The following is a 21,820-nucleotide window of genomic DNA, read 5'->3' on the forward strand; positions in this document are numbered from 1 at the left end:
AAAGAAGGCTATTTGAACTATCAAAAGCATTTTGATTATGTACGGTAATTAATGTAGAGATAATATTATCCGAATATAGTTACACAAAGATGAATGTACTTAAAAAGTTAGGAATGTAATGGGATTTTATTGAATGAAAATTATTTAAACTGTATAGAGGTGAAAAGTCAGGATGTGGAATATAAAAGAAGATTTAGATGAATTTAGGATGACATGTAAAGATCGTTTAAGTCCAGAAGGTGCTACAGGATTTATGTTTGGAGGAATACTTTATAGTTCAATAGCCGTTTTTTCTATTATTGTATCAGGTGGTTGGGAGTACTGTATGGTTCTCCTTAACATAGGAATTGTTAAGCTAGAGGTGTTGGCATATGCTCTGCAAGTAATTTTTTTCGTGCTATATTTATTTCCAAAAGCACAATTTAAATTTCAAAAGTTACAAACACTTGTCGTATTATTATATGCATTTCAAATGGCTACTATATTACTTACAGTTTTAGTTGTTTCTGAAATAGCTAATAATTCAATGGATCGTATTACGTTGAATTATGTATGTTTGCTATATTTAGGAGCGGTAATTTTCCATATTGTAACAAAAATAGATACATTTAAATTGGCAAGTGAAGGTGCGTTTAGTATGGATGAAAGATCCGTGTCCTTTTTTAGTAAAACAAAAGGAACAATGATGAAAGTTGCTTCAATATACGCATTAATCCTTCTTATTTTGATTTATTTTCATAATGATTATGCATTTGATACTTTTATTGGATATGTAATAGGAACTGTTTTAATGTATACGATAGCCATCGGTGCAGCTGAATTTCAGCTATTAGCATATTGCAGGTTTAAATTTCCGTCATTTAATAAAACGTGGGAGCAACATAAAAGAGAGACTCCAAGATATCGAAAGAGAAATAAAAAAGGTAAATCGAAACGTAAGGCATAAAGAAAGTGTGTATTGTAAGTTTTAATGGTGAAAAAAGTAGTGGTTTAAAGGAGAGTATTTTAACTACTAAAAGAAATTTTAATTATGTAATGTGATTAAAAGATTATCTAGTTGAAAATGTAGAGAGTAGTGTGATGATGAAATGAACAAAAAAAAGTGTTTAAAATGATTACTATCATAATAGTAATCAGCTTACTACAAGCATGTAGTTTTTTTGAAAAAAAGATAGAGTATGAGCCATTTGTCAAAGCTTTGGATGAAGGTGACATGAAAAAGGTTATGTCCGCTAGTGATGATGGATATGCGTATGTGAAACAAAGAGGTATATATAGTACATATGAGCAAAAGGAAGATGGAGAGCACAGTAAAACAATTTATCAAACTTCGAAAGGTATATATAATACGAAAGATAAAAGTTTATATGGAAATACAACACAAGAAATTACCTCGAAAGTAGATAATAAAAATTATAGAGAAGAAGTTAATTATAGTACAAATATTAGTTATGAGAATGGACAGGTACAAAGTACGGATTCAAGTCTGGATGTTTCATACGTGAACTTAATTGTAGATCGTTTAAAAGGGATTGGGAAACTAAAGATGAAGCCAGGAGATGATATAAAAAAGTTTGGTCAGCCTAGTACTGTTGGATATAAACTAACTGAATCAGAGTTTCAAAGTATTATTAATGATAAGTTGAAAATACAATATGATGAATATGGTGGTGGATCGATCGCACTGCATATTGAGTTTACAAAGGGTTCAGAGCAGATATTGGAAGTAAGTATTGTAATGAATTATAAAAAGAGAAATGAAGAAGGAAAGTTAGTAGAACACATATCAAAAATACATACATATTTTGATAGTCACCAAGGTAATAACCAAGATGCGAAACAGGAATATATTGATTTTAAAGCACAGTATAATAAGAAGCAGTAATATTAAGAAGGGCATTTGCACGGAAAGATAATAGCGACATAGGTGTGATAAATGTTTCATAAATATTTCTATTTGTAGTGGAAAGAATTTGAGTATAAATATGTAGCCCCAGTTGCTGGAGTAGATGCAACTCGGGCATTTATCTGTCTAAATTTAGCTTGAATACATGACATGTTTTAGTTAGGGGCACGGCTTTACAAGTAGTTTCTCCATCTTCATAATAACGGTGTGGGTTATTTTGTAATTTGCTTGTATTACTAAGTTACGACTATTTCCTCTTATAGAGTACCTCTTATTATCGATACATCGTCCACATCCCAATGTCTTTAAATCCTAGTCGTTTATAAATTCGTCCAGCAGCTGGATTGTTATAAAATAAACAAAGTGTTCGGCTTTCTTTCGTAAAGTCTTGAATCATTTTTTGTAGTATGAGTGAAGCGTAGCCATTTCCACGATAATTCGGGTGTGTACATACACCAACTACCATAGCGGATAATGAATTTTCAGCGGAAGTAGAGGCGGATGCGATGATCACGCCGTCTTTTTCAATATAGTATGTGCGTCCTGTATTCGTTTCGATAGCCTGCCTTAATATTTTCTCTGATTCATTGGTAGTCGGAAATTCAGCAATGTCACTTCGTAATTTCATAATTCGTTCTATATCATCGAGTGACGCAAGTTTAATCGTTTCATGAATAGGCGTGTCAGGTAAGTTGTTGTCATTTAGACATTCACAAAAATACATTTCATTTTTGACGCCTAATTGTAGACTTGGAGCAGTTTCAAACTTTTCTACAATGGTTGACTTACCAGAGAGTTTAAGTGGCTTATATGCGGAAAGAAGTGCCTCATAATCAGTGGTAACAAAGTCTTCTTTACTATATGGTATAAATGAATCGTGGAATCGGAGTAAAATTGATTTTAATGTTCCATTCTCTTTAAATACTCCCCATAGTTCTTGAAAATCTGTGTCATAACCGAAAGCTTCAATATCTCCAATAATAAACAAGTTAAGGGCTGCTTCTTCTTTTAGGTAAGCGAATACTTGTTCATGATCTTTCTTTGTTAATTTTCGCATCATAACGAATCGACCTCTTTTTTATTTTTCTAAATATTACAACTTAAGTTTTTTGAAATCAATATAAAATTTTATGTTTAGTTCACAAACTTTCGGAAAAACTAGGAAAGATATGACAAAGGAGGTTATGAACGGTGGATCATCCAATTCAAGGGTTAATGAAAGCAGCAATGGAAAATTTAAAAGAAATGGTTGATGTAAATACGATTGTTGGAGAGCCTGTTCAAACGGCTGACGGTGGTGTGGTGTTAACGGTTTCTAAAGTAGCGTTCGGTTTTGGAGCAGGAGGTTCTGATTTCCAAACGAATGATGGACAAAGAGCGAACGGTAACGCTGCATTTGGTGGCGGTAGCGCGGGTGGTGTTTCTATTACACCAGTAGCATTTCTTGTGGTGAATAAAGATGGAGTAAATATTCTTCATCTACAAAATGCGACACATTTAGCAGAAAAAATGATTGAATTAGCTCCACAAACAATTGATAAAATTCAATCGATGTTCCAAAAAGAAGAAAAGAAAGAGGGAAATCATCATCCTCAAAACCCTGATGAAATCCTTTAAAAACGCCTGCTTATGAGCAGGCGTTTTTTCTTGTAATCACTATGTAATAAAACACATGAAATTGTAAATAGTTTTTGAAGTTTTTTCTATGTTTCTAAAATTTTTCATGTTAAAATATGCTATAGAATTGAAACATATAAAACGAAGGTGGCTAGGTGCTTTGTCTGGAGGATCTGACCAAGTAAAGAATATGATATATATTAATGGTAATCGTCGAGGTCATTGTTTTATTACATCAGGAATTACGTTTAAAGAGTTTGCGAGTAACATCCCTTCACCGCTTCATCAAGTGTTGCTTTTGAAGCACAACTTCGAATGGACGGATTTTCATTATCATACTTTATTTGAATATGTTGAGGAAGAAAATATACATAAGTTAATTCAAGCAGAGATTGATGAATTTGATGAATTTTGTTGGGTAGATTTTGATGATGCAAGCGATTTAGATGAATTAGAGCCGAAAGAAATTGCAGAATTATTATATTTGGCTCACAAAAAAGAACCACTTGCAAGAACATTCTTTCCGCTGTTGAAAAATAGATTTGTTTATTTTTCACATGATGACGGATGGTACAACAAAGTGTATTATCGTAGAATTGCTGATTTTGTAGGAATGTTAAGTAAAGTCATTCCGTATAAACTCGGTGCTTTCGGTAAGAAACGTTTTTCTTTCTTCCAAAAATCAAAAATTTTCCCAGCGATTTCAAAAGAATTGATTATGGGACTTATTCCACTAATGGAAGATGGTCTTTACATAGATCTAGCAGGGAAGATTGAGTCAAGAAGAGGTCTTGAAATTCCGGTATATGTAGTTGGTTCGTATGAAAGTACGGATGAGGTGTTAGATAATATCGATGAATTGAAAGAGGAAGCAACAGAAACAGGTTGGCTCATTTTTGATAAGAAAGAACAAGAGTGGCAATGGGTTGTTGACTAAGAAAACTTGGCGTATGAAGTCAAGTTTTCTTGTCATTTGAAAGGAGTACAAATGAAGAAATATTATACAATTGTGGGTATTATAAGTATTATTCTCGTGGCAATATTACTTATAACTTGTCCGAAAGAATCAGATTTTAAAGTGTATGTACAGGATAAGTATGCGTTGAATTGTAACGAGAGTAGTTTTGAATGCACGCAAAATGTAGATGGTAAAAAAGAAAAACTACAATTTGAAAGTACAGATGCACGAAATGGTGTATTCTTTATGACTGTAAAGCAAACATTTAAAACAGAAGCTGGTGTTTCAAAAGAATATAGCGGAGTAGGAATGTTTGGTACATTTCTTTTTGTTTCAGAGAAGACTTTCTAGTAATAGAAGGTCTTTTTTTTATGCTTATGTTCATATAGATGAAGTAAGACAAGCATAGGAGGGATAGCGATGAAGAATACATGTATCGTTTGCGGTGGTGAGGAGTTTTTTTCCTCAACGTTATATGCACGTACGAAACAAGATTGGGCATATGCGCCAAACATGTACCGTTTTGAAAAGGTTTTTATTGAGCATAGGGATGAAGAAAATTATCCAGTGTTTCAAGAAATTACAGCGAAACATTGCTGTGGATGCGGTCATATTATGTTGTATCACGAATGAACACACCAAGTATAACTTGGTGTGTTTTTTTAAAACGCTGACAAAGCAAGGGGATAAAGTAAAGTAAATAAAACAGAAAAACTACCAAAACCAATTGCTGTATATCCAAGTGTTCTTGCTCCGAAATTGACAGCTAATAGGCCAACTAAAATTGCTAGGGAGCCGAGCGTAACTGGATAAAAAGCAATGGAGAATAACGAAAGAAATAAAGCGACATAGCCTACCATTGCGCCGGTATTTGTACCTTCTATTTCATTTGCAATTTCTTTACGCTTATGTCTAATTGGAATGCCAGCTGGTGATATTTCAGCAGCATACTCTTCGTTTTTTTCACCACTTTTAAAATGATGATTTCTCTTTCTTCGCATGTACATCCCTCTCTTTCAATTGGGTGTATCTATAGTATCTTTCAAAATGAGAAGAGCATGAGTATGAGTTAAACCCAAGTAAAGCAAAAAATGGAGAATACGTATTCCATCGTTAACATATCCATCTCCTATTGAAGATAGAGTGTGGGATTTTTTTCACTAGGACTGATTATCAGCCAGCAACAATTGGATTTTTATTAGCAGTTCTCTCCCATTAACTGGTCCGCATCCATTGAATTTTGAGGTAGGTGTCTTACTACAAGCGGGATAAAACAGGAATTTTGGAAAATGATGTAGAATGAAATGAGTGATAAAGCGTGAAGGTAGGGGAATGTATGACGAAATTTAATTGGCATGAATCAGCAGAAAAGAAATGGGATAGTAGTGCAGAGTTTTGGAATCAAAATAGTCAAGAGATGTGGGACAGCGGGAGTAGGAGCACAATTATTCCGTTTTTTGAACAATACGTGAAGAAAGAAGCACTAGTGCTCGATGTTGGTTGTGGTGATGGGTACGGTACATATAAATTAAGTCGCGCAGGCTATAAAGCAGTGGGAGTAGATTTATCGGAAGTGATGATTCAAAAAGGTAAGGAGCGCGGGGAAGGACCAAATTTATCTTTTATAAAAGGAGATCTTTCTGCATTACCATTTGAAAATGAGCAATTTGAATCAATTATGGCAATTAATTCTTTAGAATGGACGGAAGAGCCATTACGAGCGTTAAATGAAATAAAGCGTGTGTTAAAGAAAGATGGATATGCATGTATTGCAATTTTAGGACCGACAGCAAAGCCACGAGAGAATAGTTATCCTCGCTTGTACGGAAAAGACGTTGTTTGTAATACAATGATGCCTTGGGAATTTGAACAGTTAGCGAAAGAACAAGGTTTTAAAGTTGTAGATGGCATCGGCGTATATAAGCGCGGAGTAAATGAGAAGATGTTAGGTCAACTACCTACAGAGTTGCAACAATCGTTAACATTCTTATGGGTATTTATGTTAAAAAACGTATAAAGAAATGAAAGAATTTTTAGGAGGTAAATAAGTGCAGAAAATACAAAAAACTGATACAATATCATCAGAACCAATTAAAGGGGGACTAGGGTATATGACAACTACTACAACAGTGAAATCCGATATTGAAATCGCACAAGAAGCGAGTATGAAGAAGATTCAAGAAATTGCAGCTGATTTAAATATTTTAGAAGATGAATTAGAGCCATACGGGCATTATAAAGGTAAGTTATCTCTTGATATTTTTAAGCGCTTACAAGATGAGAAAGACGGTAAAGTTGTTTTAGTAACAGCAATTAACCCAACTCCAGCTGGAGAAGGTAAATCAACAGTAACAGTTGGTTTAGGTCAAGCTTTTAACAAAATTGGTAAGAAAACAGTAATTGCACTTCGTGAACCATCTCTTGGACCGACGATGGGATTAAAAGGTGGAGCAGCAGGTGGCGGTTTTTCACAAGTCGTACCAATGGAAGACATTAACCTTCACTTTACTGGAGATATCCATGCGATCACAACTGCCAATAACGCATTAGCAGCGTTTATTGATAATCATATCCAACAAGGAAACCCACTTGGAATTGATACACGTAAAATTGTTTGGAAACGCTGTGTTGACTTAAATGATCGTGCCCTTCGTAACGTAGTAATTGGTCTTGGTGGACCTGTACAAGGTGTACCACGTGAAGACGGTTTTGACATTACAGTAGCATCTGAAATTATGGCCGTGTTCTGCCTTGCAACAGATATTCAAGACTTAAAAGCACGTCTATCTCGCATCGTAGTTGCTTATAACTTTGCAAATCAACCTGTAACGGTTAAAGATTTAGGTGTAGAAGGTGCGTTAACACTATTATTAAAAGACGCATTAAAGCCGAACTTAGTACAAACGTTAGAAAATACACCAGCTATCATTCATGGCGGACCATTTGCGAATATCGCTCACGGTTGTAACAGTGTTATCGCTACAACAATGGCAGCAAAATTAGGTGATTATGTTATTACAGAAGCTGGATTCGGTGCTGATTTAGGCGCTGAGAAGTTTTTAGATATTAAAGCTCGTGCAGCTGGCATTAAACCAGAAGCAGTTGTTATTGTTGCGACGATTCGTGCGCTTAAAATGCATGGTGGCGTTGCAAAAGATCAATTAAAAGAAGAAAATGTAGATGCATTAGCAAAAGGTATGGAAAACTTACAGAAGCATGTTGAAACAATTCAAAGCTTCGGTGTGCCTTTCGTAATTGCAATTAATAAATTCATTACAGATACAGATGCAGAAGTTACATACTTACAAGAGTGGTGTAATGAGCGTGGCTATGCAGTATCCTTAACAGAAGTTTGGGAGAAAGGTGGCCAAGGCGGAGTTGACCTTGCTGAAAAAGTACTAAAAGAAATCGAAAAAGGTGAAAACAACTACGCACCACTTTATGAATTAGAATTACCATTAGAAGAAAAAATTCGTACAATTGCTCAAAAGGTATATGGCGCAAAAGATATTGAATTTGCTCCGAAAGCACGTAAGCAATTAGCTCAATATGAAGGAGAAGGTTGGAGTAACCTACCAGTTTGTATGGCGAAAACACAATACTCTCTTTCTGACGATGCAACAAAATTAGGTCGTCCATCTGACTTTATCGTTACAATTCGTGAGTTAAAACCATCTATCGGTGCAGGCTTTATCGTTGCGTTAACAGGTACAATGTTAACAATGCCAGGTCTTCCAAAACAGCCAGCAGCACTTCAAATGGATGTAAATGAAGATGGAAAAGCAGTAGGTTTATTCTAAAAGGTTGTAATTCATCTCGTTTATCTGTAAACTATATATACATCAAGTGGCGCCTTTCCATCGAAAGGCGCCTGTTTTTTGGAGGAAATTATGTTTGATCCAACTGCTTTTGACAATTTAAAAGTAATCGTAGAAGGTGCTGTGTATGATTTTGATCTACATGGAGATATTCTTGTAACAGATCGAAAAGATATGATGGATCTTGCTTCATTAAGTCGTATATATCATATCTCATTTCAATTAACAGAACCGTTTGAACCATTAGTAGAAGCAACATTTTCATTATCTGTGGATGCAAAGAACTTGTCTGGTGAAATACTAGAAGTGCCTCAGTTTACACCAGGTTGTGAGATGAAGCTAGCATTTTCATTCCCGTTAGAACAACCAGAAGTAAAATGTGAAGAAATTGAAACATTAATGCGTTCTATATGGGGAAAAGAAAGAATGATTATGCAGAAAGTTTCATACGAATATAATAAGCAAGCGATTTCATATCATAATAAGGTAGAGGTTCTATTTCAAAAAGCGATTACAGAAGACCATGTTGATGATTTAATAGCTGTTATTTCACACATGATAGAAACGGTGCGAACAATACAGCATTTTCTTCAAAAATAGAGATAAAGGAGAAAAACAAATGATAAAAGATATGCAACCATTTTTACAACAAGCTTGGGAGAAGGCTGGTTTTAAAGAGTTAACTGAAATTCAAAAACAAGCGATTCCAACTATTTTAGAAGGACAAGACGTTATAGCTGAATCTCCAACTGGAACAGGAAAAACATTAGCGTACTTATTACCCCTTTTACATAAAATTAATCCTGAAGTAAAACAGCCACAAGTTGTTGTTTTAGCGCCAACACGTGAACTTGTAATGCAAATTCATGAAGAGGTTCAAAAGTTTACAGCAGGAACTGAAATTTCAGGTGCATCTTTAATTGGTGGTGCAGATATTAAGCGCCAAGTTGAAAAATTAAAGAAACACCCAAGAGTAATTGTCGGTTCACCAGGCCGTATTTTAGAATTAATTCGTATGAAAAAGCTAAAAATGCATGAAGTAAAAACAATTGTATTTGATGAGTTTGATCAAATTGTAAAGCAAAAAATGATGGGCGCAGTGCAAGATGTAATTAAATCAACGATGCGCGATCGTCAATTAGTATTCTTCTCGGCGACAATGACAAAAGCGGCAGAAGATGCGGCACGTGATTTAGCAGTGGAACCACAATTAGTACGTGTAACACGTGCAGAATCAAAAAGCTTAGTTGAGCATACGTATATCATTTGTGAGCGACGCGAAAAAAATGATTACGTAAGAAGAATTATGCATATGGGCGATGTAAAAGCAGTTGCGTTCTTAAACGACCCATTCCGTTTAGATGAAATTACTGAGAAATTGAAATTCCGTAAAATGAAAGCAGCAGCTCTTCATGCAGAAGCAAGTAAACAAGAGCGTGAAGCGACAATGCGTGCTTTCCGCGGAGGGAAAGTAGAAATTCTACTTGCTACTGATATTGCAGCACGTGGTATCGACATTGACGATTTAACACATGTAATTCACTTAGAATTACCAGACACAGTAGACCAATATATTCACCGCTCAGGACGTACTGGACGTATGGGTAAAGAAGGAACTGTCGTGTCTCTTGTAACACCACAAGAAGAGCGTAAATTACTGCAATTTGCGAAAAAACTAGGCATTGTATTTACGAAGCAAGAAATGTTCAAGGGATCATTCGTAGAAACGAAACCGAAAGCACCAAAGAAAAAGAAACCAGCATTTACTGGGAAGAAAAAGCCTAGATAAATGATGGAGAAGGCGTAACTATTTGTAGTTACGTCTTTTTTGTTTGTAAACAAGTGATAATGGGAATTGTATTAGTGTTTTTAATGTGCCTATCATATATATGCTTCTACTGGGAGTATCGAAAAAAGGGTAGTTTATTTATTTGGTTTATACGAGGAAATAATATAAAAAAGTCGAATATTAAAATGATGCGAAATAATAAAAAGAAGGTACATATATGGATAGGAAATTAGGAATGTTTTTGAATACGAAATATATTGAAGTAAACGAAGGAATACAAAAAGCAAGGGAATGGGATTTAGAATATATTCAATTATATGCTATGAATCCGACTTTCAACTTAGCTAACATCTCAAAGATACAATGGAATACATTAAAAGAAAACTTATCTTTTAATGAGATTCAAGTCCCGTCATTAGCAATTAGCTTCGGAGAAAATGGAATAATAGGAACTGAAGCTGAATGTGTAATAGAGAGTTTTAAATATATTACTGATAAAGGGTTAAGGTTAGGAGCTAACATAGTAACAGCCCATATTGGGAAAATCCCTGAGGATGAAAATAGTGAGTACTATGATAAAATGCTACGTGTTTGTAATGAAATAGGGGACTTAGCGTTCAGATTTGGAGGATTCTTCGCCATTGAGACGGGATCTGAAAAAGCAATAGTATTAAAACGATTTTTAGAAACTGCAAACTCGAAAGGACTAGCTGTTAACTTTGACCCAGCAAATTTAATAAGTGATGTAAATGAAAATCCGGGAGAAGGTTTATTACTATTAAAAGATTATATAGTACAAACTCATATTAAAGATTGTAAAGAAGTGAAAAGTGATCGTTCAACTAAGTATATAGAAGTCGCAGCAGGGAATGGTGAAGTAGATTTCGATATATTCTTCAAAGTATTAGATAAAATTGGATTCGACGGATATAACATGATTGAAAGAAATGATTATTTTGATGAACTGGATGGGATGAGTCAGTCGATAAATTTTGCAAAGAAGTACATACCAACTCAAAAGGAATAACGATAGTATTTGTAGAAAGCTACATAGAATATAAAAACCATTAGGGGGAAATGTAATGATCCATAAAGTAGGACAAATTATGTTATATGTAAATAATCAAGATGAGGCAGTAAATTTTTGGACGGAAAAGGTAGGGTTTCATGTAGTTGCAGAGGAAGATAATAAGCAAGGAATGAGATGGATTGAAATCGCTCCGAAAAGCGGTGCAGAAACGAGCATTATATTACATAATAAAGAAGTTATTTCTAAAATGAGCCCAGAATTGAATCTTGATACACCGTCCCTAATGTTCTTCTCAGAAAATCTTGATCAATTATATACAGATTTAACAAATAAAAATGTTACTGTTGGAGAAATGGTAACTATGCCTTCTGGTAAAGTGTTTAACTTTGCTGATAGTGAAGGGAATTATTTTGCGGTTATGGAGAAGAACCAATAATAATATTGCTATGTGAAAATCCCCCTCAAATATATTTGAGGGGGATTAAATTTTTGAAGTGGATTTTTCATTAGAGAGTTGTTTAATAAAAAATACTCCTTTTTCAATAGCTGTCTCAATATAGCCAACGATTTGGTCAAACGTAAATACTTGTAAGTCTTCATGCAAATGTTGCTTTGGATATAACATATCTTCAAAAAGATACTTTCGAAATTCTAAAACGTTTTCTTTAGAAACCTCTTCAATATCCACAATGTGAGCCTCTTGATTGAGAAGAGAGAAAAGCTGTTGTTCTTGATCGTAATGATGAAGCAACTTTGCATTTAACAATTTAAAATCGTTATAGTACAGGGGTGCGATAGTTTCGTCATTCTCTATTCTATTTTTTAGCCAAGGTAGAAAAAATCCACTTAGCCAATTATCATCGGCAATGAGGTGGGTATAATAGCCTAAAATAAATGGGGAATCTATATGTGATTCATATTTATGAAAAAATGAATCATAATCTATTCTTCTCGTATAGTTCTTCGTTGTACCGGCATAAAAATGTGAGGTTCCTTTTTCTTTTTTTGAATGAACAGCATCAGGGGCTACAGCTCCAAGTAAGAAAGAAGTCTTATCGTGAATTGATAGTTTCTCAGCAATACCACTAGCGATAATAACATGCATAATTCGTGATCCCATGAATGCCACCTCTGTTTCCAGTATTCATTTCAGGAAGAGGACTAAACAGTTAGTATTACTTTCCCTGTACTTTTTCTACTTTCGACCCATTCATGTGCTTTCCCTGCATTTTGAAGTGGAAAAGATTTCGTAGCCTTAATTTGTAAACGTCCGTCACGCAAATAACGGAAAACTTCATTTGCAGTTTCTTGGAGCAGTTCAGGACGCTTTTTTCGTGTGGTTCCAAAGCTAAAACCGAGTATAGAGCGGCAACTTGCATGTAAATCTTTCGTTTGAAAGTTACCAATTTCACCGCTAGCATTACCGAAATGAACGAGGCGACCGTAATAAGCAAGGCAGTTTAAACTTCTTTCAGAAACCGTTCCAGAAATAGAGTCTAAAATTACATCAACCCCTTTACCATTTGTCAGTTCATTGACTTTCTCTACAAAATCTTCAGCTTGATGACAAATAACATAATCAGCTCCAGCATCTAAAGCAATTTCTTTTTTTGCTTCACTTCCGACAATGCCTATAACTGTTCCAGCCTCTAATAGTTTAGCAAGTTGAATAGCAGTAGTGCCAATTCCGCCAGCAGCCGCATGAATGAGTACAGATTCACCTTGTTGAAGCCTTGCAACATTAGCGAGTAAATTATAGCTTGTAAAAGATACAATTGGACAAGCAGCTGCAGTTTGAAAATCGACTTCATGAGGTAAAGAAAAAGTAAGATTTTCGTTTGCGACAACGTATTCTGCGTAAGATCCATTTTGAGGAAAAGCGATGACTCGCTGTCCAGGATAAATATTTTTCACATGAGAACCGACTCGTTCTACAACACCAGCGACATCTATCCCTGGTATAAAAGGTAGTGCTTTATTTCCTTTTTTACCATAACGGGATTTAATATCGGCGAAATTTACACTAGTAGCAACAACGCGAATTAAAACTTGGTCTTCTGAAATAGTCGGCACATCCACATCTGTATATTTCATCACTTCAGGACCACCGAACGACGTTACAACGATAGCTTTCATCATATATCCTCCTAAATTTGACTATATAAATCATTTTAAATGTTCATTAGAAATTGGAAAATTATATAATAGTTATGTTTGATTATAAGTGAAGCTTATGAACTCAATGAATCATAATATTAATTTATATAAAAAAACTTTTAAAAAATCGAACGAAATATGAATTACCTGCCAATATATAGTGTAAGACAAAGGAGGGCTGGAATATGAAGGGTGAAATAGATTACGCACATTTAATTCAATTAACTTTATCAGGCAATAAAGAAGCGTATAGCGAATTGTATGATGTAACGATTCAAGAAGTATATAAAACAGCACATTTTTTAATTGAAGATAAAACGGATGTAGATGATGTCGTTCAAGAAGTATACATACAGCTATATGAATCGCTTCGTAAATATGATAGGAAGAAGCCATTTCGTCCTTGGCTAATTGGGCTTGCGATTAAACAAATTCATTCTTATAGAAGAAAGAGGTGGATGCGACTACGAATTATAAAAAAAGCAGAAGAGCAAAGAAAGCCAGTGCAAATTGATTTTTCTAACGATGTTGTAAGTAAAATATCAAACCAAAAACTAATCGAACTCATTCATAAATTACCGTATAAATTGAAACAAGTTATTATCTTAAGATACTTACATGATTATTCACAAGAAGAAGTAGCACAAATATTACATATTCCAATTGGTACAGTGAAATCTAGAATTCATGCGGCATTAAAGAAACTACGTCAAAAAGAGCAAGTAGAAGAAATTTTTTTAGGAGAGGTAGGGAATGTGAAATGAGTTTAGATTGTAGAGTTAGAGAATCTATACGAGAAGAAGCGAAGGGAATTGTTGCCCCGCCGGAGTTAAAAGAAAAAATAATTGTTCAAATCAAAATGAATCGCGGGGGAAGTAAGGTGAAGAGACGCCTGATCGCCGGAGTGCTTGCAGCAGCACTTTTAATCCCTACGACCGGTTTTGCATATCAATCTATTATGGCGGATGGTATATACGGTTCTTTTGAGAATTTAAAAAAACATGCTGGAGCGATGACATTAGAGGCGTACATGCGTTTTAGTGCAAAATTATTAGAAGCGAAAGATGAAATGGGTGCGAAGGAATATGAAGAGTTTACAAAAGAATTAAAAAAATTAACAGATGCAAAGCTTGCGTACGGAGATTCAAACGGTAATATTGATTACGATCAATTATCATCAGCTAAAAAAGAAGAAATGAAAAGAATAGAGATGGAGCTTCAGCCGTATTTTGATAAATTAAATGGCCATAAATCTAGTAAAGAAGTATTAACTCCTGAAGAGTATGAACAATATATGGAAGCATTAATGTCATATCAAACCGTATTAGTAAAAACGAAATCGAGTGGGGGGATAACAGTAGAAGAAGTACCTGAAGCGTACAAAGAAAGGTTTATTAAAGCGGAGCAGTTTATGGAGTATGTAAATGAAAAGGTGAGATAAGTAAAAAAGCTCAAAGCTTTAGCTTCGAGCTTTTTTTATTGAAAGAAAATAAAGCATTCAATTATATTTTTTCATCGCTGCATGATCCTTTTGTATAAAACAATCTAAAAGGGAATAACCAGCTATTAAACTAATAATCGTAACAAAAGTTGTATTTATTAGAATAATATTAACTAAATAAGGTAGGTATTCGCCAAGTGGTGAAAAGAGGAGTGCTGGGGAAAAGGAAATGAATAGTGTAGGCACTGTAATAGCGATAAATTTATCCGGTTGAAAGCTCCAATTTTGTTTACTCGTTTCGCGATTAATAGATTGAAGGAATCGTAATAAAATGCCGACTATAAGAGGGAAGAGTGTAAAGTAGAATAATTTTGGATAAACGTTAAAGTTCACTTGCGTGTCTGTATCTAAATAAAATTGAATTTTTACTCCTACAAATAATAATAAGACGATAAATAATGTGAAGCAGAGGTATAGCATTACTTTTTGCATTATATTCCACCATCCTTTACTCAAAATATATTCAAAAAAAGAAGAGATATACAATAACTACTGTTGTATATCTCTTCTTTTACTGTTAGTTAATAGTGGAGTTTGCTTTTTCTTGCTTCGTGAAATAATCAATAATGCCCATTGCGCTAATTTCTATATCTAAATGTAAAATATTATAAACGGAATGATCAGCTGGAACGTTTAACGTTGTAAGATGAGAAGAGATTTTATCCATTAACACAGTTTGTAAAGCTTTAGTTGCTTCATCGAAATCATTATACTGTTCAAAGACTTCCTTACCAGTCTGAATGAAAATAGGTAACCAATGTTCCAATTGATTGTATACTTCTGTAACATGAGAGGATGCGCCGTAATGACCGAAATAAATAGTATCTACATTCATGCTTTGAATGTGATTTTTAGAAGCAATCATCGCATCTGGTTGGAATTGTGAAGGGGACGTTGATGGTAGATATAACTCTACATCAACGTCTGCGAGTTCTCTATAATAAATTCCAATTGTATCGCCAGTAAAAATCCCGTTTGTTAATGAATCGTGAATGCTAATATGGTGCTTCGCATGTCCTGGTGTATCGTAAAATGTAAGTTTACGGTCTTCTGCAATTTGTAATGTATCACCATGTTGTACAATACGAACACGTTCTTCTTCTATAGGAAGAATGGGATCGAAAAGTTTGTCGAAATCTTCTTTGTATACAGCTTTTGCACCTAAAATAAGTTTTGTTGGATCAATCATATGACGAGCACCACGAGAATGCACATATAACGTAGCATTTGGGCACTTTTCCATCATTAAACCAGCTGCGCCAGCGTGATCTAAATGCACATGTGTAACGATAATGTTTTTAACATCGTTTAAATCAATATGTAATTGTTGTAAGCCGTCTAAAATATACGGAAGAGAAGGGGCTGCACAAGTTTCAATTAAAGTAATATCGTCACCTAATAAAACGTACGTACCTGTTCGTTCATTATGCTGTAAATCGAAATCATCAATAAGATATAGGTGAGAAGATAATTGCTCTACTTTTTTCATATTTACCACTCCTTATATACTGCATGTTTCTATTATACGCTAAAATAGAAAAAAGGCAGAAAACGAAAGCTCGTCTTCTGCCTTTTTGTAATATTATTATTTCGTTTGTTGTTTATTAATAGACATAATGAACAGTCCAACAATCCCGCCTACTAATGGAAGCATAATCTCTCCTGCTAAATTAAAGTAGGAGCTTAAGAATAAACCATTTACATCGATTACCCAGCCAGTAACATACAATAACATCATATATAGTACGAAATAAAACTCGCGATTTGAAATCGTTTCATGTTGTGCAGTTTTCATAATGGACACCATCCTTTTCTTTTATAATGGAATATAAACTGTCACATTTTGTTCACATTTCAATTGTAAAACTTTCCAAAATAAAAGTCTAGTATTTTTTGTCGAATTTTCGAACAAAAATAAAGCGCTATCATTTCAGCGTGTAAGTACGTAATAAGAGCTGTATATTCACGAATGTAGTATAGTATAAACATAGAATGATAGTGAAGAGAGGGGCAAAGACAATGACAGTTTATGATTTTTCAGCTAAAACAATTACAGGTGAAGAAAAGTCGTTAAGAGATTATGAAGGAAAAGCACTTCTTATTGTAAATGTAGCTAGTAAATGTGGTTTCACACCTCAATATAAAGGATTACAAGAGGTGTATGATAAATATAAGGACCAAGGACTAGAAATACTCGGTTTCCCTTGTAACCAATTTGGAGGACAAGAGCCAGGTACAGAAGCAGATATTACTAGTTTTTGTGAGTTAAACTACGGTGTAAACTTCCCGATGTTTGCAAAGGTTGATGTGAAAGGTGATAAGGCTCATCCTTTATATACCTACATGACAGAACAAGCACCAGGTTTACTCGGTATGAAAGCAGTGAAATGGAATTTTACGAAGTTTCTAATTGGAAAAGACGGGAAAGTAGTAGGGCGTTTTGCGCCGCAGACGAAGCCGGTAGATTTAGAGGTTGAGATTGAGAAGGTACTTGGAGAATAATTAGGAGTTTCACTTTATTAAAAAACGTCTCAAAGAACAATGTAGTTCTTTGAGACGTTTTCTTTAAACTCACATTTTCAAGATTAAATAACTGTATCAAAGTCATCTGATTTAGGTAGAGAAGCTGCTTTTTTCATAAGCACTTCCCATAAGTGTACAGATTTCTTCCATTCTTCTGCAGTCTGCCTCTGTTTATACATAGCGTTCTCATAACTGGCAGTAAGTTGTTGCATATCGGCCGAGTTGTAAAGTGTATCGATATGGAGAGCGTATTCTCGGAATGTTTGACTTTCACGCCGTGGTATGCCAATTCTCGCAAATTGTTTTAAAAGTGCACCGTAAGCTTTTTGATAAACACCATCATCTTTTCGGTATTTATAGAAATGAATAATAAGAAATGTCCTCCATATCATTCTAGTGGTGAAGAGAATGTATCCCATAATACTAATTAGTATCGTAGAGAGGAATACGTACCACCAAGAAAAACTAGTTTGAGAATTTGTAACCTTTTTAGTAGAAGCTTCTTCTGTATTTTCTATTAAACTTTTAAGTTTTGCTTCATTATTTCGTTGTTGTATTTGCGTGTTATTAGAATTATTTGCTTCGCTATTTTGTGAAATAGGAGCAGGCGTATTATTTATAAAATTATAGGGATTAGTAAATCCTTTTGTTGGTTCGAATGGAATCCATCCGTATCCTGGGAAATATACTTCGACCCAAGAGTGTGCGTTATCGTTCGTGATTGTATAAACATCCTCACCTTCTGCAGAGGCAAGTGTATTGTCAAGAGTTCCTTCTGTATAGCCTTTTACCCAGCGAGCAGGAATCCCGGCAGAACGAAGTAGTACAATCATAGACGTCGAAAAATTATTACAGTAGCCGCTTTTTGTATCGAAAAGGAATTGATCTACATAATCTTGGCTTTTGGCAGGGAATAAGACATTTGTTGATTCGTATGTAAAAGAGTTGTCTGTAAAGTAATTTTCAATAGCTAATACTTTATCATATCGGTTGTCTTTATCATTTGTAAGATTGACAGCCAAGTCTTTTACGCGCTGTGGTAATGACTTGGGAAGTTGTGTGTACTTTGTCATAAAATAAGGATTTGTTTCTTGACCTTCATTTGTTTTTACAGCTTTCAAGTTTTCTATGGAAAACTCAGGGATCTCATATGTTACTTTATACGAATGTAAAGTAGTAGAAGAGTCTCCATTCATTGTATAAATTTTTTCTGAAAACGGGTCAACACTGTATGATACATCAGAAGCAGCCTCAACTGATACTAATCCTGCTGGATAGGTAAGGTGAGGGTAACTTTTTTGCATGGTAATTGTTGCCTCAGTCGTTTTCGTTTTTGTATTTTGTTCGTACCAGCTTACGACGTCGTTTTTATTTTTAAAAGAAATCTTTTTCGGATTTTCAGAAATTTCCCAGCCTTTTCCTGTATAAAAATCTTTTGTTTCTACTCTCCAATATTGTTTGTTTTGCGTTCGTGCTGTGAAAACAATTGTAGGATCCGCCTTAAAAGGACCGCCTAATCGCGAGTCATCTAAACCATACCCAATTGTAGAAACTTTTTGTTCTTTACTTGCTTCAGATGTGTTGAATTTTAAAAAATCCATTGTGTTTGGCCATTGAGGGCCAAATTTTGGAGCAAAGTATGCAATGGTTGCTAATAATACGATAAATATTGTAAGTGGTCTAAGTAATTTTGAGATTTCTCTAGCATAATTTTGTAAGTGTTCACGTTCTTTTATTCGTTCTACTTGAAGAAGACTAAGCATAAAAAAGCCGATGACAACAGTACGAATAATAGCGTAGTTTGCATTGTATAAATGTAAGTTATGAAAAGTTGCGATATAAATAATAGTCAATACAAGGAATAGAAACCCACGTTTTTTATGAATAATCCAAAATGAAGTGAAAGAACTCAAAAACCAAAATGAGAGAAAAAATAAAACCGTCGGAAAAACTGGAGAAATATCTAGTAAATTCCCTTGGAAAAACAGGGAGGAATTTCGAAACATATCAGAAAAGAATGTTGTTAGCCAAGATGGATTTATAAAAGCATTTTTATAATATAGGGAATGAATGATAAATAAGACTGTGACAATTTTTATAGGAATCTGCCACCTCGTTTGAAAAAAAGAGAGAGCGAAGCAAATTCCTATAAATGTTACGAAAATATCTAATCTACCTACATTTGTAATACCTATAAGAGGTCTTAGCCATTCTAGTAAAAGAAGAAATACACATGCATGCATGAAGAATCTGTTCGTATCCCACTTGTATTTTGCTTGTAATATCATCATTTGCTCACCTCAAAAAACACGTTTGTATACCGGTTTTCATAAACCGTGTTTACAAATATTTGTCGTTTTTTTAGAGTTTCTAGTATACTGAGTTCTCGGTGTGAAAGTTGATTCGCTTTTTCTTTCACGACAAAAACCATACATTTTCTATTTCTTATAGCAGCACAATCAGCCGCCTTTTGAATATCGGGAGAAAGATTACTGGTCACGAGTATAACCGTGACGGGTTCATAAATTTTTCTTAGTTCCATGTCTACACTCTGGGAGAGCGGAAATACACTGTCTGCTTGTACTTTTGCTAAATGACAAAGGATTTGTTGTAACTGCGTATCTCCATTGTCTAAAGGGAAAATGGTTTGTTCTTTTCCGATAGACACGAATGATGCTGGTGAATTTTGTTTCAAGACAGCCCTTACGATAGAGGCAGTAAATGTGACGACTGATTCGAATAGAGGAGACTCGGTTCTGTCTATGAATATCATAATATTATGGCTGCGCTGTTGTTCAAACTCTTTTGTCATAATATTGTTTGTTCGTGCAGTTGCTTTCCAATCGATCCATGAAAAGCGATCGCCAGGTTTATAGTCTCTGACACCGACCGAGATTGTAGAGTCTTTTGCTGAATTTATATTTGCTGAAAGCGCTCCTTGTTCGAAATGATTTTCCAATTGTCGATACGCTATATCTACATACTGGGGATAGACTAAAAATGTATCTGGAACTAAAAAAGTTACTTCTTTCTCCATCATGCCGAATAAATCGCCAGTTTTGACACGAACGCTTGAAAAAGTGTGCTCGCCTCTAGGGATTGTGTCAATAACATATTGAAACGAAATATTTCGTTTCAATCCTGGGAAGAGTACTACCTTATTCATCTTTATTTGTTTACAACTTATAAATTGTGGTGGCAGTGCATCTTCTATAACTAAATAAAGTAAGGGAAAAGGAAATTTTCTTTTTATTGTAATCGTGCTTACAAATTGTTCTCCTACTACATATCCATTTTGGTTTGTTATTCGCTTTACTTCAGCGTCCCGTAAAGCGTAGAAGGGGAGTAGTAGCGAATAAAGAGCAATGGGAATTATGCTGTAAAATAAAAACCAACTTACAAACCCTCCTTGAAACATAGCGTACACAAATATTAAGACTAGGCATAAAGGGAGTAGCAATAACTTCATAACGTGATATAGCGCTCGCAGCATTCGTTTCATCAAGGGTTCATCGTCCTTTGAGTAGGCACGGTAGTTCGTGCAACGATTTTTGCGATAACTTGTTTGCCAGTTATTCCTTCAAATTTTGCTTCCATTTTTAGAATGAGTCTATGTGCTAAAACGTAAGGGGCTAAAAGTTTAACATCGTCTGAAATAACATAATTCCTGCCATGGATAAATGCATAAGCTTGTGAAGCTTTCATTAAAGCAATCGAACCACGTGGACTTGCACCTAACTGTATAGAACTGTACGTACGAGTCTGATTAACAAGCTTTACAATGTAATGCTTAATTGCTTTGTCCATACTTACTACCCGTACGCTTTGTTGTAAATAAAGTAATTCTTGTATTGTAGTAATGGTCTGTAATTGAGAGAGTGGATTTGTTTTTTCCATCCGGTTTAAAATTTCAAATTCTTCCTCTGGTGTAGGATATCCCATTTTTAGTTTCAATAAGAAACGATCGAGCTGAGCTTCTGGTAGAGAATATGTTCCTTCATATTCGACCGGATTTTGTGTAGCCATGACAAAGAACGGCTTTGGTAAAGGTCTTGTAATACCATCTATTGTAATATTGCCTTCTTCCATACATTCAAGTAAAGCAGATTGTGTCTTTGGAGATGTACGATTAATTTCATCAGCAAGTACAAAATTCCCCATAATTGGTCCAGGCTTGAACTCAAATTGGAGCTCTTTCGGATTATAAATAGAAACTCCTGTTACATCTGACGGCAGTAAATCAGGTGTAAATTGAATTCGCTTATAATCAGCATCAATGGATTTAGAAAGAGCACGTACTAGCATTGTTTTCCCGACACCAGGAACATCTTCTAATAGCACATGACCTTCAGCTAAGAGAGCTGTCAAAGCTAAGATTGTTTCTTTTCGTTTTCCGACCATTATTTTTTCAATATTATTGATTATTTTTTCTACAGTGGGATGTAATGAATCAAGCTGGGGCATCGTAATCCTCCTAATGTTATTATCGTTTTCTAATCCATTTAGTTGACATATTTCTAA

Annotated in this window: 25 protein-coding genes; 15 read left to right on the forward strand and 10 right to left on the reverse strand. The window is 34.7% G+C overall.

The window, feature by feature from the left end; genetic code table 11:
- Nucleotides 1-172 precede the first annotated feature (172 nt).
- Nucleotides 173-946 (forward strand): hypothetical protein, encoded by a 774-nt coding sequence (locus tag ACTFRH_RS06540; protein WP_000267093.1) that lies wholly within the window; start codon nt 173-175, stop codon nt 944-946.
- A gap of 165 nt (nt 947-1,111) precedes the next feature.
- Entirely contained in the window at nt 1,112-1,885 is a 774-nt protein-coding gene (locus ACTFRH_RS06545) for a DUF3952 domain-containing protein (RefSeq protein WP_000628357.1), read from the forward strand.
- A 295-nt stretch (nt 1,886-2,180) separates the two neighbouring features.
- Here the strand turns inward: ACTFRH_RS06545 and ACTFRH_RS06550 are convergent, their stop codons facing one another.
- Nucleotides 2,181-2,966, reverse strand: coding sequence for a GNAT family N-acetyltransferase (locus ACTFRH_RS06550; protein ID WP_000984749.1), 786 nt, complete (start codon nt 2,964-2,966; stop codon nt 2,181-2,183).
- A gap of 131 nt (nt 2,967-3,097) precedes the next feature.
- On the opposite strand from ACTFRH_RS06550, the gene ytfJ reads away from it, so the two are divergent.
- The 4 genes from ytfJ (at nt 3,098) to ACTFRH_RS06570 (ending at nt 5,114) form a co-directional block, all read left to right on the forward strand.
- Nucleotides 3,098-3,523: a GerW family sporulation protein gene (ytfJ, locus tag ACTFRH_RS06555; RefSeq protein WP_000349986.1), complete on the forward strand. Its 426-nt coding sequence runs from the start codon at nt 3,098-3,100 to the stop codon at nt 3,521-3,523.
- 160 nt (nt 3,524-3,683) lie between these two features.
- Complete coding sequence (locus tag ACTFRH_RS06560) at nt 3,684-4,460, forward strand: oxalate:formate antiporter (RefSeq protein WP_000014087.1); 777 nt, start codon at nt 3,684-3,686, stop codon at nt 4,458-4,460.
- 51 nt (nt 4,461-4,511) lie between these two features.
- Nucleotides 4,512-4,832 carry a hypothetical protein gene (locus ACTFRH_RS06565; protein WP_000761174.1) on the forward strand — a complete coding sequence of 107 codons (321 nt, stop codon included), beginning with the start codon at nt 4,512-4,514 and terminating at the stop codon, nt 4,830-4,832.
- A gap of 69 nt (nt 4,833-4,901) precedes the next feature.
- The gene (locus tag ACTFRH_RS06570; RefSeq protein ID WP_000798747.1) at nt 4,902-5,114 is read left to right on the forward strand and encodes a hypothetical protein; all 213 of its coding nucleotides are present in this window, start codon (nt 4,902-4,904) and stop codon (nt 5,112-5,114) included.
- 29 nt (nt 5,115-5,143) lie between these two features.
- On the opposite strand, the gene ACTFRH_RS06575 is transcribed toward ACTFRH_RS06570, so the two are convergent.
- Nucleotides 5,144-5,482, reverse strand: a complete 339-nt coding sequence (locus ACTFRH_RS06575; RefSeq protein ID WP_001253201.1) for a hypothetical protein — start codon at nt 5,480-5,482, stop codon at nt 5,144-5,146.
- 335 nt (nt 5,483-5,817) lie between these two features.
- Between ACTFRH_RS06575 and ACTFRH_RS06580 the strand changes: the two genes are divergently transcribed.
- The 6 genes from ACTFRH_RS06580 (at nt 5,818) to ACTFRH_RS06605 (ending at nt 11,554) form a co-directional block, all read left to right on the forward strand.
- Nucleotides 5,818-6,498, forward strand: coding sequence for a class I SAM-dependent methyltransferase (locus ACTFRH_RS06580; RefSeq protein ID WP_000160041.1), 681 nt, complete (start codon nt 5,818-5,820; stop codon nt 6,496-6,498).
- Nucleotides 6,499-6,592: 94 nt separating this feature from the next.
- Nucleotides 6,593-8,281, forward strand: coding sequence for a formate--tetrahydrofolate ligase (locus tag ACTFRH_RS06585; protein WP_033672993.1), 1,689 nt, complete (start codon nt 6,593-6,595; stop codon nt 8,279-8,281).
- Between the two features lie 90 nt (nt 8,282-8,371).
- Nucleotides 8,372-8,899, forward strand: coding sequence for a hypothetical protein (locus ACTFRH_RS06590; RefSeq protein WP_000460219.1), 528 nt, complete (start codon nt 8,372-8,374; stop codon nt 8,897-8,899).
- 19 nt (nt 8,900-8,918) lie between these two features.
- Entirely contained in the window at nt 8,919-10,088 is a 1,170-nt protein-coding gene (locus ACTFRH_RS06595; protein WP_000588614.1) for a DEAD/DEAH box helicase, read from the forward strand.
- A 217-nt stretch (nt 10,089-10,305) separates the two neighbouring features.
- Nucleotides 10,306-11,115: a sugar phosphate isomerase/epimerase family protein gene (locus tag ACTFRH_RS06600; RefSeq protein WP_000375222.1), complete on the forward strand. Its 810-nt coding sequence runs from the start codon at nt 10,306-10,308 to the stop codon at nt 11,113-11,115.
- Nucleotides 11,116-11,170: 55 nt separating this feature from the next.
- Entirely contained in the window at nt 11,171-11,554 is a 384-nt protein-coding gene (locus ACTFRH_RS06605; RefSeq protein WP_000581462.1) for a VOC family protein, read from the forward strand.
- A gap of 45 nt (nt 11,555-11,599) precedes the next feature.
- Here the strand turns inward: ACTFRH_RS06605 and ACTFRH_RS06610 are convergent, their stop codons facing one another.
- Both ACTFRH_RS06610 and ACTFRH_RS06615 read right to left on the reverse strand, forming a co-directional pair.
- Nucleotides 11,600-12,238, reverse strand: coding sequence for a zinc dependent phospholipase C family protein (locus tag ACTFRH_RS06610; RefSeq protein ID WP_000535631.1), 639 nt, complete (start codon nt 12,236-12,238; stop codon nt 11,600-11,602).
- Between the two features lie 41 nt (nt 12,239-12,279).
- Nucleotides 12,280-13,254, reverse strand: coding sequence for a quinone oxidoreductase family protein (locus ACTFRH_RS06615; RefSeq protein WP_000644654.1), 975 nt, complete (start codon nt 13,252-13,254; stop codon nt 12,280-12,282).
- A gap of 206 nt (nt 13,255-13,460) precedes the next feature.
- Here ACTFRH_RS06615 and ACTFRH_RS06620 point away from each other — a divergent pair, with 206 nt between their 5' ends.
- Entirely contained in the window at nt 13,461-14,039 is a 579-nt protein-coding gene (locus ACTFRH_RS06620; protein ID WP_000675554.1) for a sigma-70 family RNA polymerase sigma factor, read from the forward strand.
- Nucleotides 14,036-14,716, forward strand: coding sequence for a DUF3600 domain-containing protein (locus ACTFRH_RS06625; protein WP_000050698.1), 681 nt, complete (start codon nt 14,036-14,038; stop codon nt 14,714-14,716). Before ACTFRH_RS06620 ends, ACTFRH_RS06625 begins: the two co-directional genes overlap by 4 nt.
- Nucleotides 14,717-14,773: 57 nt before the next feature.
- Here ACTFRH_RS06625 and ACTFRH_RS06630 read toward each other — a convergent pair whose 3' ends face one another.
- From ACTFRH_RS06630 to ACTFRH_RS06640, 3 genes are all read right to left on the reverse strand, one after another.
- A complete protein-coding gene (locus tag ACTFRH_RS06630; RefSeq protein WP_001174540.1) occupies nt 14,774-15,208 on the reverse strand; it encodes a hypothetical protein in 435 nt (144 codons plus the stop codon).
- Nucleotides 15,209-15,293: 85 nt separating this feature from the next.
- Complete coding sequence (locus ACTFRH_RS06635) at nt 15,294-16,265, reverse strand: MBL fold metallo-hydrolase (RefSeq protein ID WP_000754971.1); 972 nt, start codon at nt 16,263-16,265, stop codon at nt 15,294-15,296.
- 96 nt (nt 16,266-16,361) lie between these two features.
- Nucleotides 16,362-16,571, reverse strand: a complete 210-nt coding sequence (locus tag ACTFRH_RS06640; protein ID WP_000844984.1) for a DUF3925 domain-containing protein — start codon at nt 16,569-16,571, stop codon at nt 16,362-16,364.
- 224 nt (nt 16,572-16,795) lie between these two features.
- Here ACTFRH_RS06640 and bsaA point away from each other — a divergent pair, with 224 nt between their 5' ends.
- Nucleotides 16,796-17,278: a glutathione peroxidase gene (gene bsaA / locus ACTFRH_RS06645; RefSeq protein WP_000219442.1), complete on the forward strand. Its 483-nt coding sequence runs from the start codon at nt 16,796-16,798 to the stop codon at nt 17,276-17,278.
- An 83-nt stretch (nt 17,279-17,361) separates the two neighbouring features.
- On the opposite strand, the gene ACTFRH_RS06650 is transcribed toward bsaA, so the two are convergent.
- From ACTFRH_RS06650 to ACTFRH_RS06660, 3 genes are read right to left on the reverse strand one after another with little or no spacing between them, the layout of a single operon-like run.
- Nucleotides 17,362-19,590: a transglutaminase TgpA family protein gene (locus ACTFRH_RS06650; RefSeq protein ID WP_033702997.1), complete on the reverse strand. Its 2,229-nt coding sequence runs from the start codon at nt 19,588-19,590 to the stop codon at nt 17,362-17,364.
- Nucleotides 19,587-20,801, reverse strand: coding sequence for a DUF58 domain-containing protein (locus tag ACTFRH_RS06655; RefSeq protein WP_000827534.1), 1,215 nt, complete (start codon nt 20,799-20,801; stop codon nt 19,587-19,589). Before ACTFRH_RS06655 ends, ACTFRH_RS06650 begins: the two co-directional genes overlap by 4 nt.
- Entirely contained in the window at nt 20,801-21,763 is a 963-nt protein-coding gene (locus tag ACTFRH_RS06660; RefSeq protein WP_001135813.1) for an AAA family ATPase, read from the reverse strand. The genes ACTFRH_RS06655 and ACTFRH_RS06660 overlap by 1 nt, the downstream gene beginning before the upstream one ends.
- Between the last annotated feature and the right edge of the window lie 57 nt (nt 21,764-21,820).

Origin of the sequence: Bacillus cereus group sp. MYBK216-1, from assembly GCF_051916495.1 — a bacterium.
In the GTDB taxonomy this organism is placed as follows: Bacteria; Bacillota; Bacilli; order Bacillales; family Bacillaceae_G; genus Bacillus_A; species Bacillus_A thuringiensis_K.

What these genes read in the sequence shown, in the direction of transcription:
- ACTFRH_RS06570 (WP_000798747.1), top strand. Translation starts at nt 4,902, where the DNA reads ATGAAGAATACATGTATCGTTTGCGGTGGTGAGGAGTTTTTTTCCTCA.
- ACTFRH_RS06610 (WP_000535631.1), bottom strand. Translation starts at nt 12,238, where the DNA reads ATGGGATCACGAATTATGCATGTTATTATCGCTAGTGGTATTGCTGAG.
- ACTFRH_RS06600 (WP_000375222.1), top strand. Translation starts at nt 10,306, where the DNA reads ATGGATAGGAAATTAGGAATGTTTTTGAATACGAAATATATTGAAGTA.
- ACTFRH_RS06580 (WP_000160041.1), top strand. Translation starts at nt 5,818, where the DNA reads ATGACGAAATTTAATTGGCATGAATCAGCAGAAAAGAAATGGGATAGT.
- ACTFRH_RS06550 (WP_000984749.1), bottom strand. Translation starts at nt 2,966, where the DNA reads ATGATGCGAAAATTAACAAAGAAAGATCATGAACAAGTATTCGCTTAC.
- ACTFRH_RS06630 (WP_001174540.1), bottom strand. Translation starts at nt 15,208, where the DNA reads ATGCAAAAAGTAATGCTATACCTCTGCTTCACATTATTTATCGTCTTA.
- ACTFRH_RS06540 (WP_000267093.1), top strand. Translation starts at nt 173, where the DNA reads ATGTGGAATATAAAAGAAGATTTAGATGAATTTAGGATGACATGTAAA.
- ACTFRH_RS06565 (WP_000761174.1), top strand. Translation starts at nt 4,512, where the DNA reads ATGAAGAAATATTATACAATTGTGGGTATTATAAGTATTATTCTCGTG.
- ACTFRH_RS06595 (WP_000588614.1), top strand. Translation starts at nt 8,919, where the DNA reads ATGATAAAAGATATGCAACCATTTTTACAACAAGCTTGGGAGAAGGCT.
- bsaA (WP_000219442.1), top strand. Translation starts at nt 16,796, where the DNA reads ATGACAGTTTATGATTTTTCAGCTAAAACAATTACAGGTGAAGAAAAG.
- ACTFRH_RS06605 (WP_000581462.1), top strand. Translation starts at nt 11,171, where the DNA reads ATGATCCATAAAGTAGGACAAATTATGTTATATGTAAATAATCAAGAT.
- ACTFRH_RS06625 (WP_000050698.1), top strand. Translation starts at nt 14,036, where the DNA reads ATGAGTTTAGATTGTAGAGTTAGAGAATCTATACGAGAAGAAGCGAAG.
- ACTFRH_RS06590 (WP_000460219.1), top strand. Translation starts at nt 8,372, where the DNA reads ATGTTTGATCCAACTGCTTTTGACAATTTAAAAGTAATCGTAGAAGGT.
- ACTFRH_RS06585 (WP_033672993.1), top strand. Translation starts at nt 6,593, where the DNA reads ATGACAACTACTACAACAGTGAAATCCGATATTGAAATCGCACAAGAA.
- ACTFRH_RS06615 (WP_000644654.1), bottom strand. Translation starts at nt 13,254, where the DNA reads ATGAAAGCTATCGTTGTAACGTCGTTCGGTGGTCCTGAAGTGATGAAA.
- ACTFRH_RS06660 (WP_001135813.1), bottom strand. Translation starts at nt 21,763, where the DNA reads ATGCCCCAGCTTGATTCATTACATCCCACTGTAGAAAAAATAATCAAT.
- ACTFRH_RS06640 (WP_000844984.1), bottom strand. Translation starts at nt 16,571, where the DNA reads ATGAAAACTGCACAACATGAAACGATTTCAAATCGCGAGTTTTATTTC.
- ACTFRH_RS06575 (WP_001253201.1), bottom strand. Translation starts at nt 5,482, where the DNA reads ATGCGAAGAAAGAGAAATCATCATTTTAAAAGTGGTGAAAAAAACGAA.
- ACTFRH_RS06545 (WP_000628357.1), top strand. Translation starts at nt 1,112, where the DNA reads ATGATTACTATCATAATAGTAATCAGCTTACTACAAGCATGTAGTTTT.
- ACTFRH_RS06635 (WP_000754971.1), bottom strand. Translation starts at nt 16,265, where the DNA reads ATGAAAAAAGTAGAGCAATTATCTTCTCACCTATATCTTATTGATGAT.
- ACTFRH_RS06620 (WP_000675554.1), top strand. Translation starts at nt 13,461, where the DNA reads ATGAAGGGTGAAATAGATTACGCACATTTAATTCAATTAACTTTATCA.
- ACTFRH_RS06650 (WP_033702997.1), bottom strand. Translation starts at nt 19,590, where the DNA reads ATGATGATATTACAAGCAAAATACAAGTGGGATACGAACAGATTCTTC.
- ACTFRH_RS06655 (WP_000827534.1), bottom strand. Translation starts at nt 20,801, where the DNA reads ATGAAACGAATGCTGCGAGCGCTATATCACGTTATGAAGTTATTGCTA.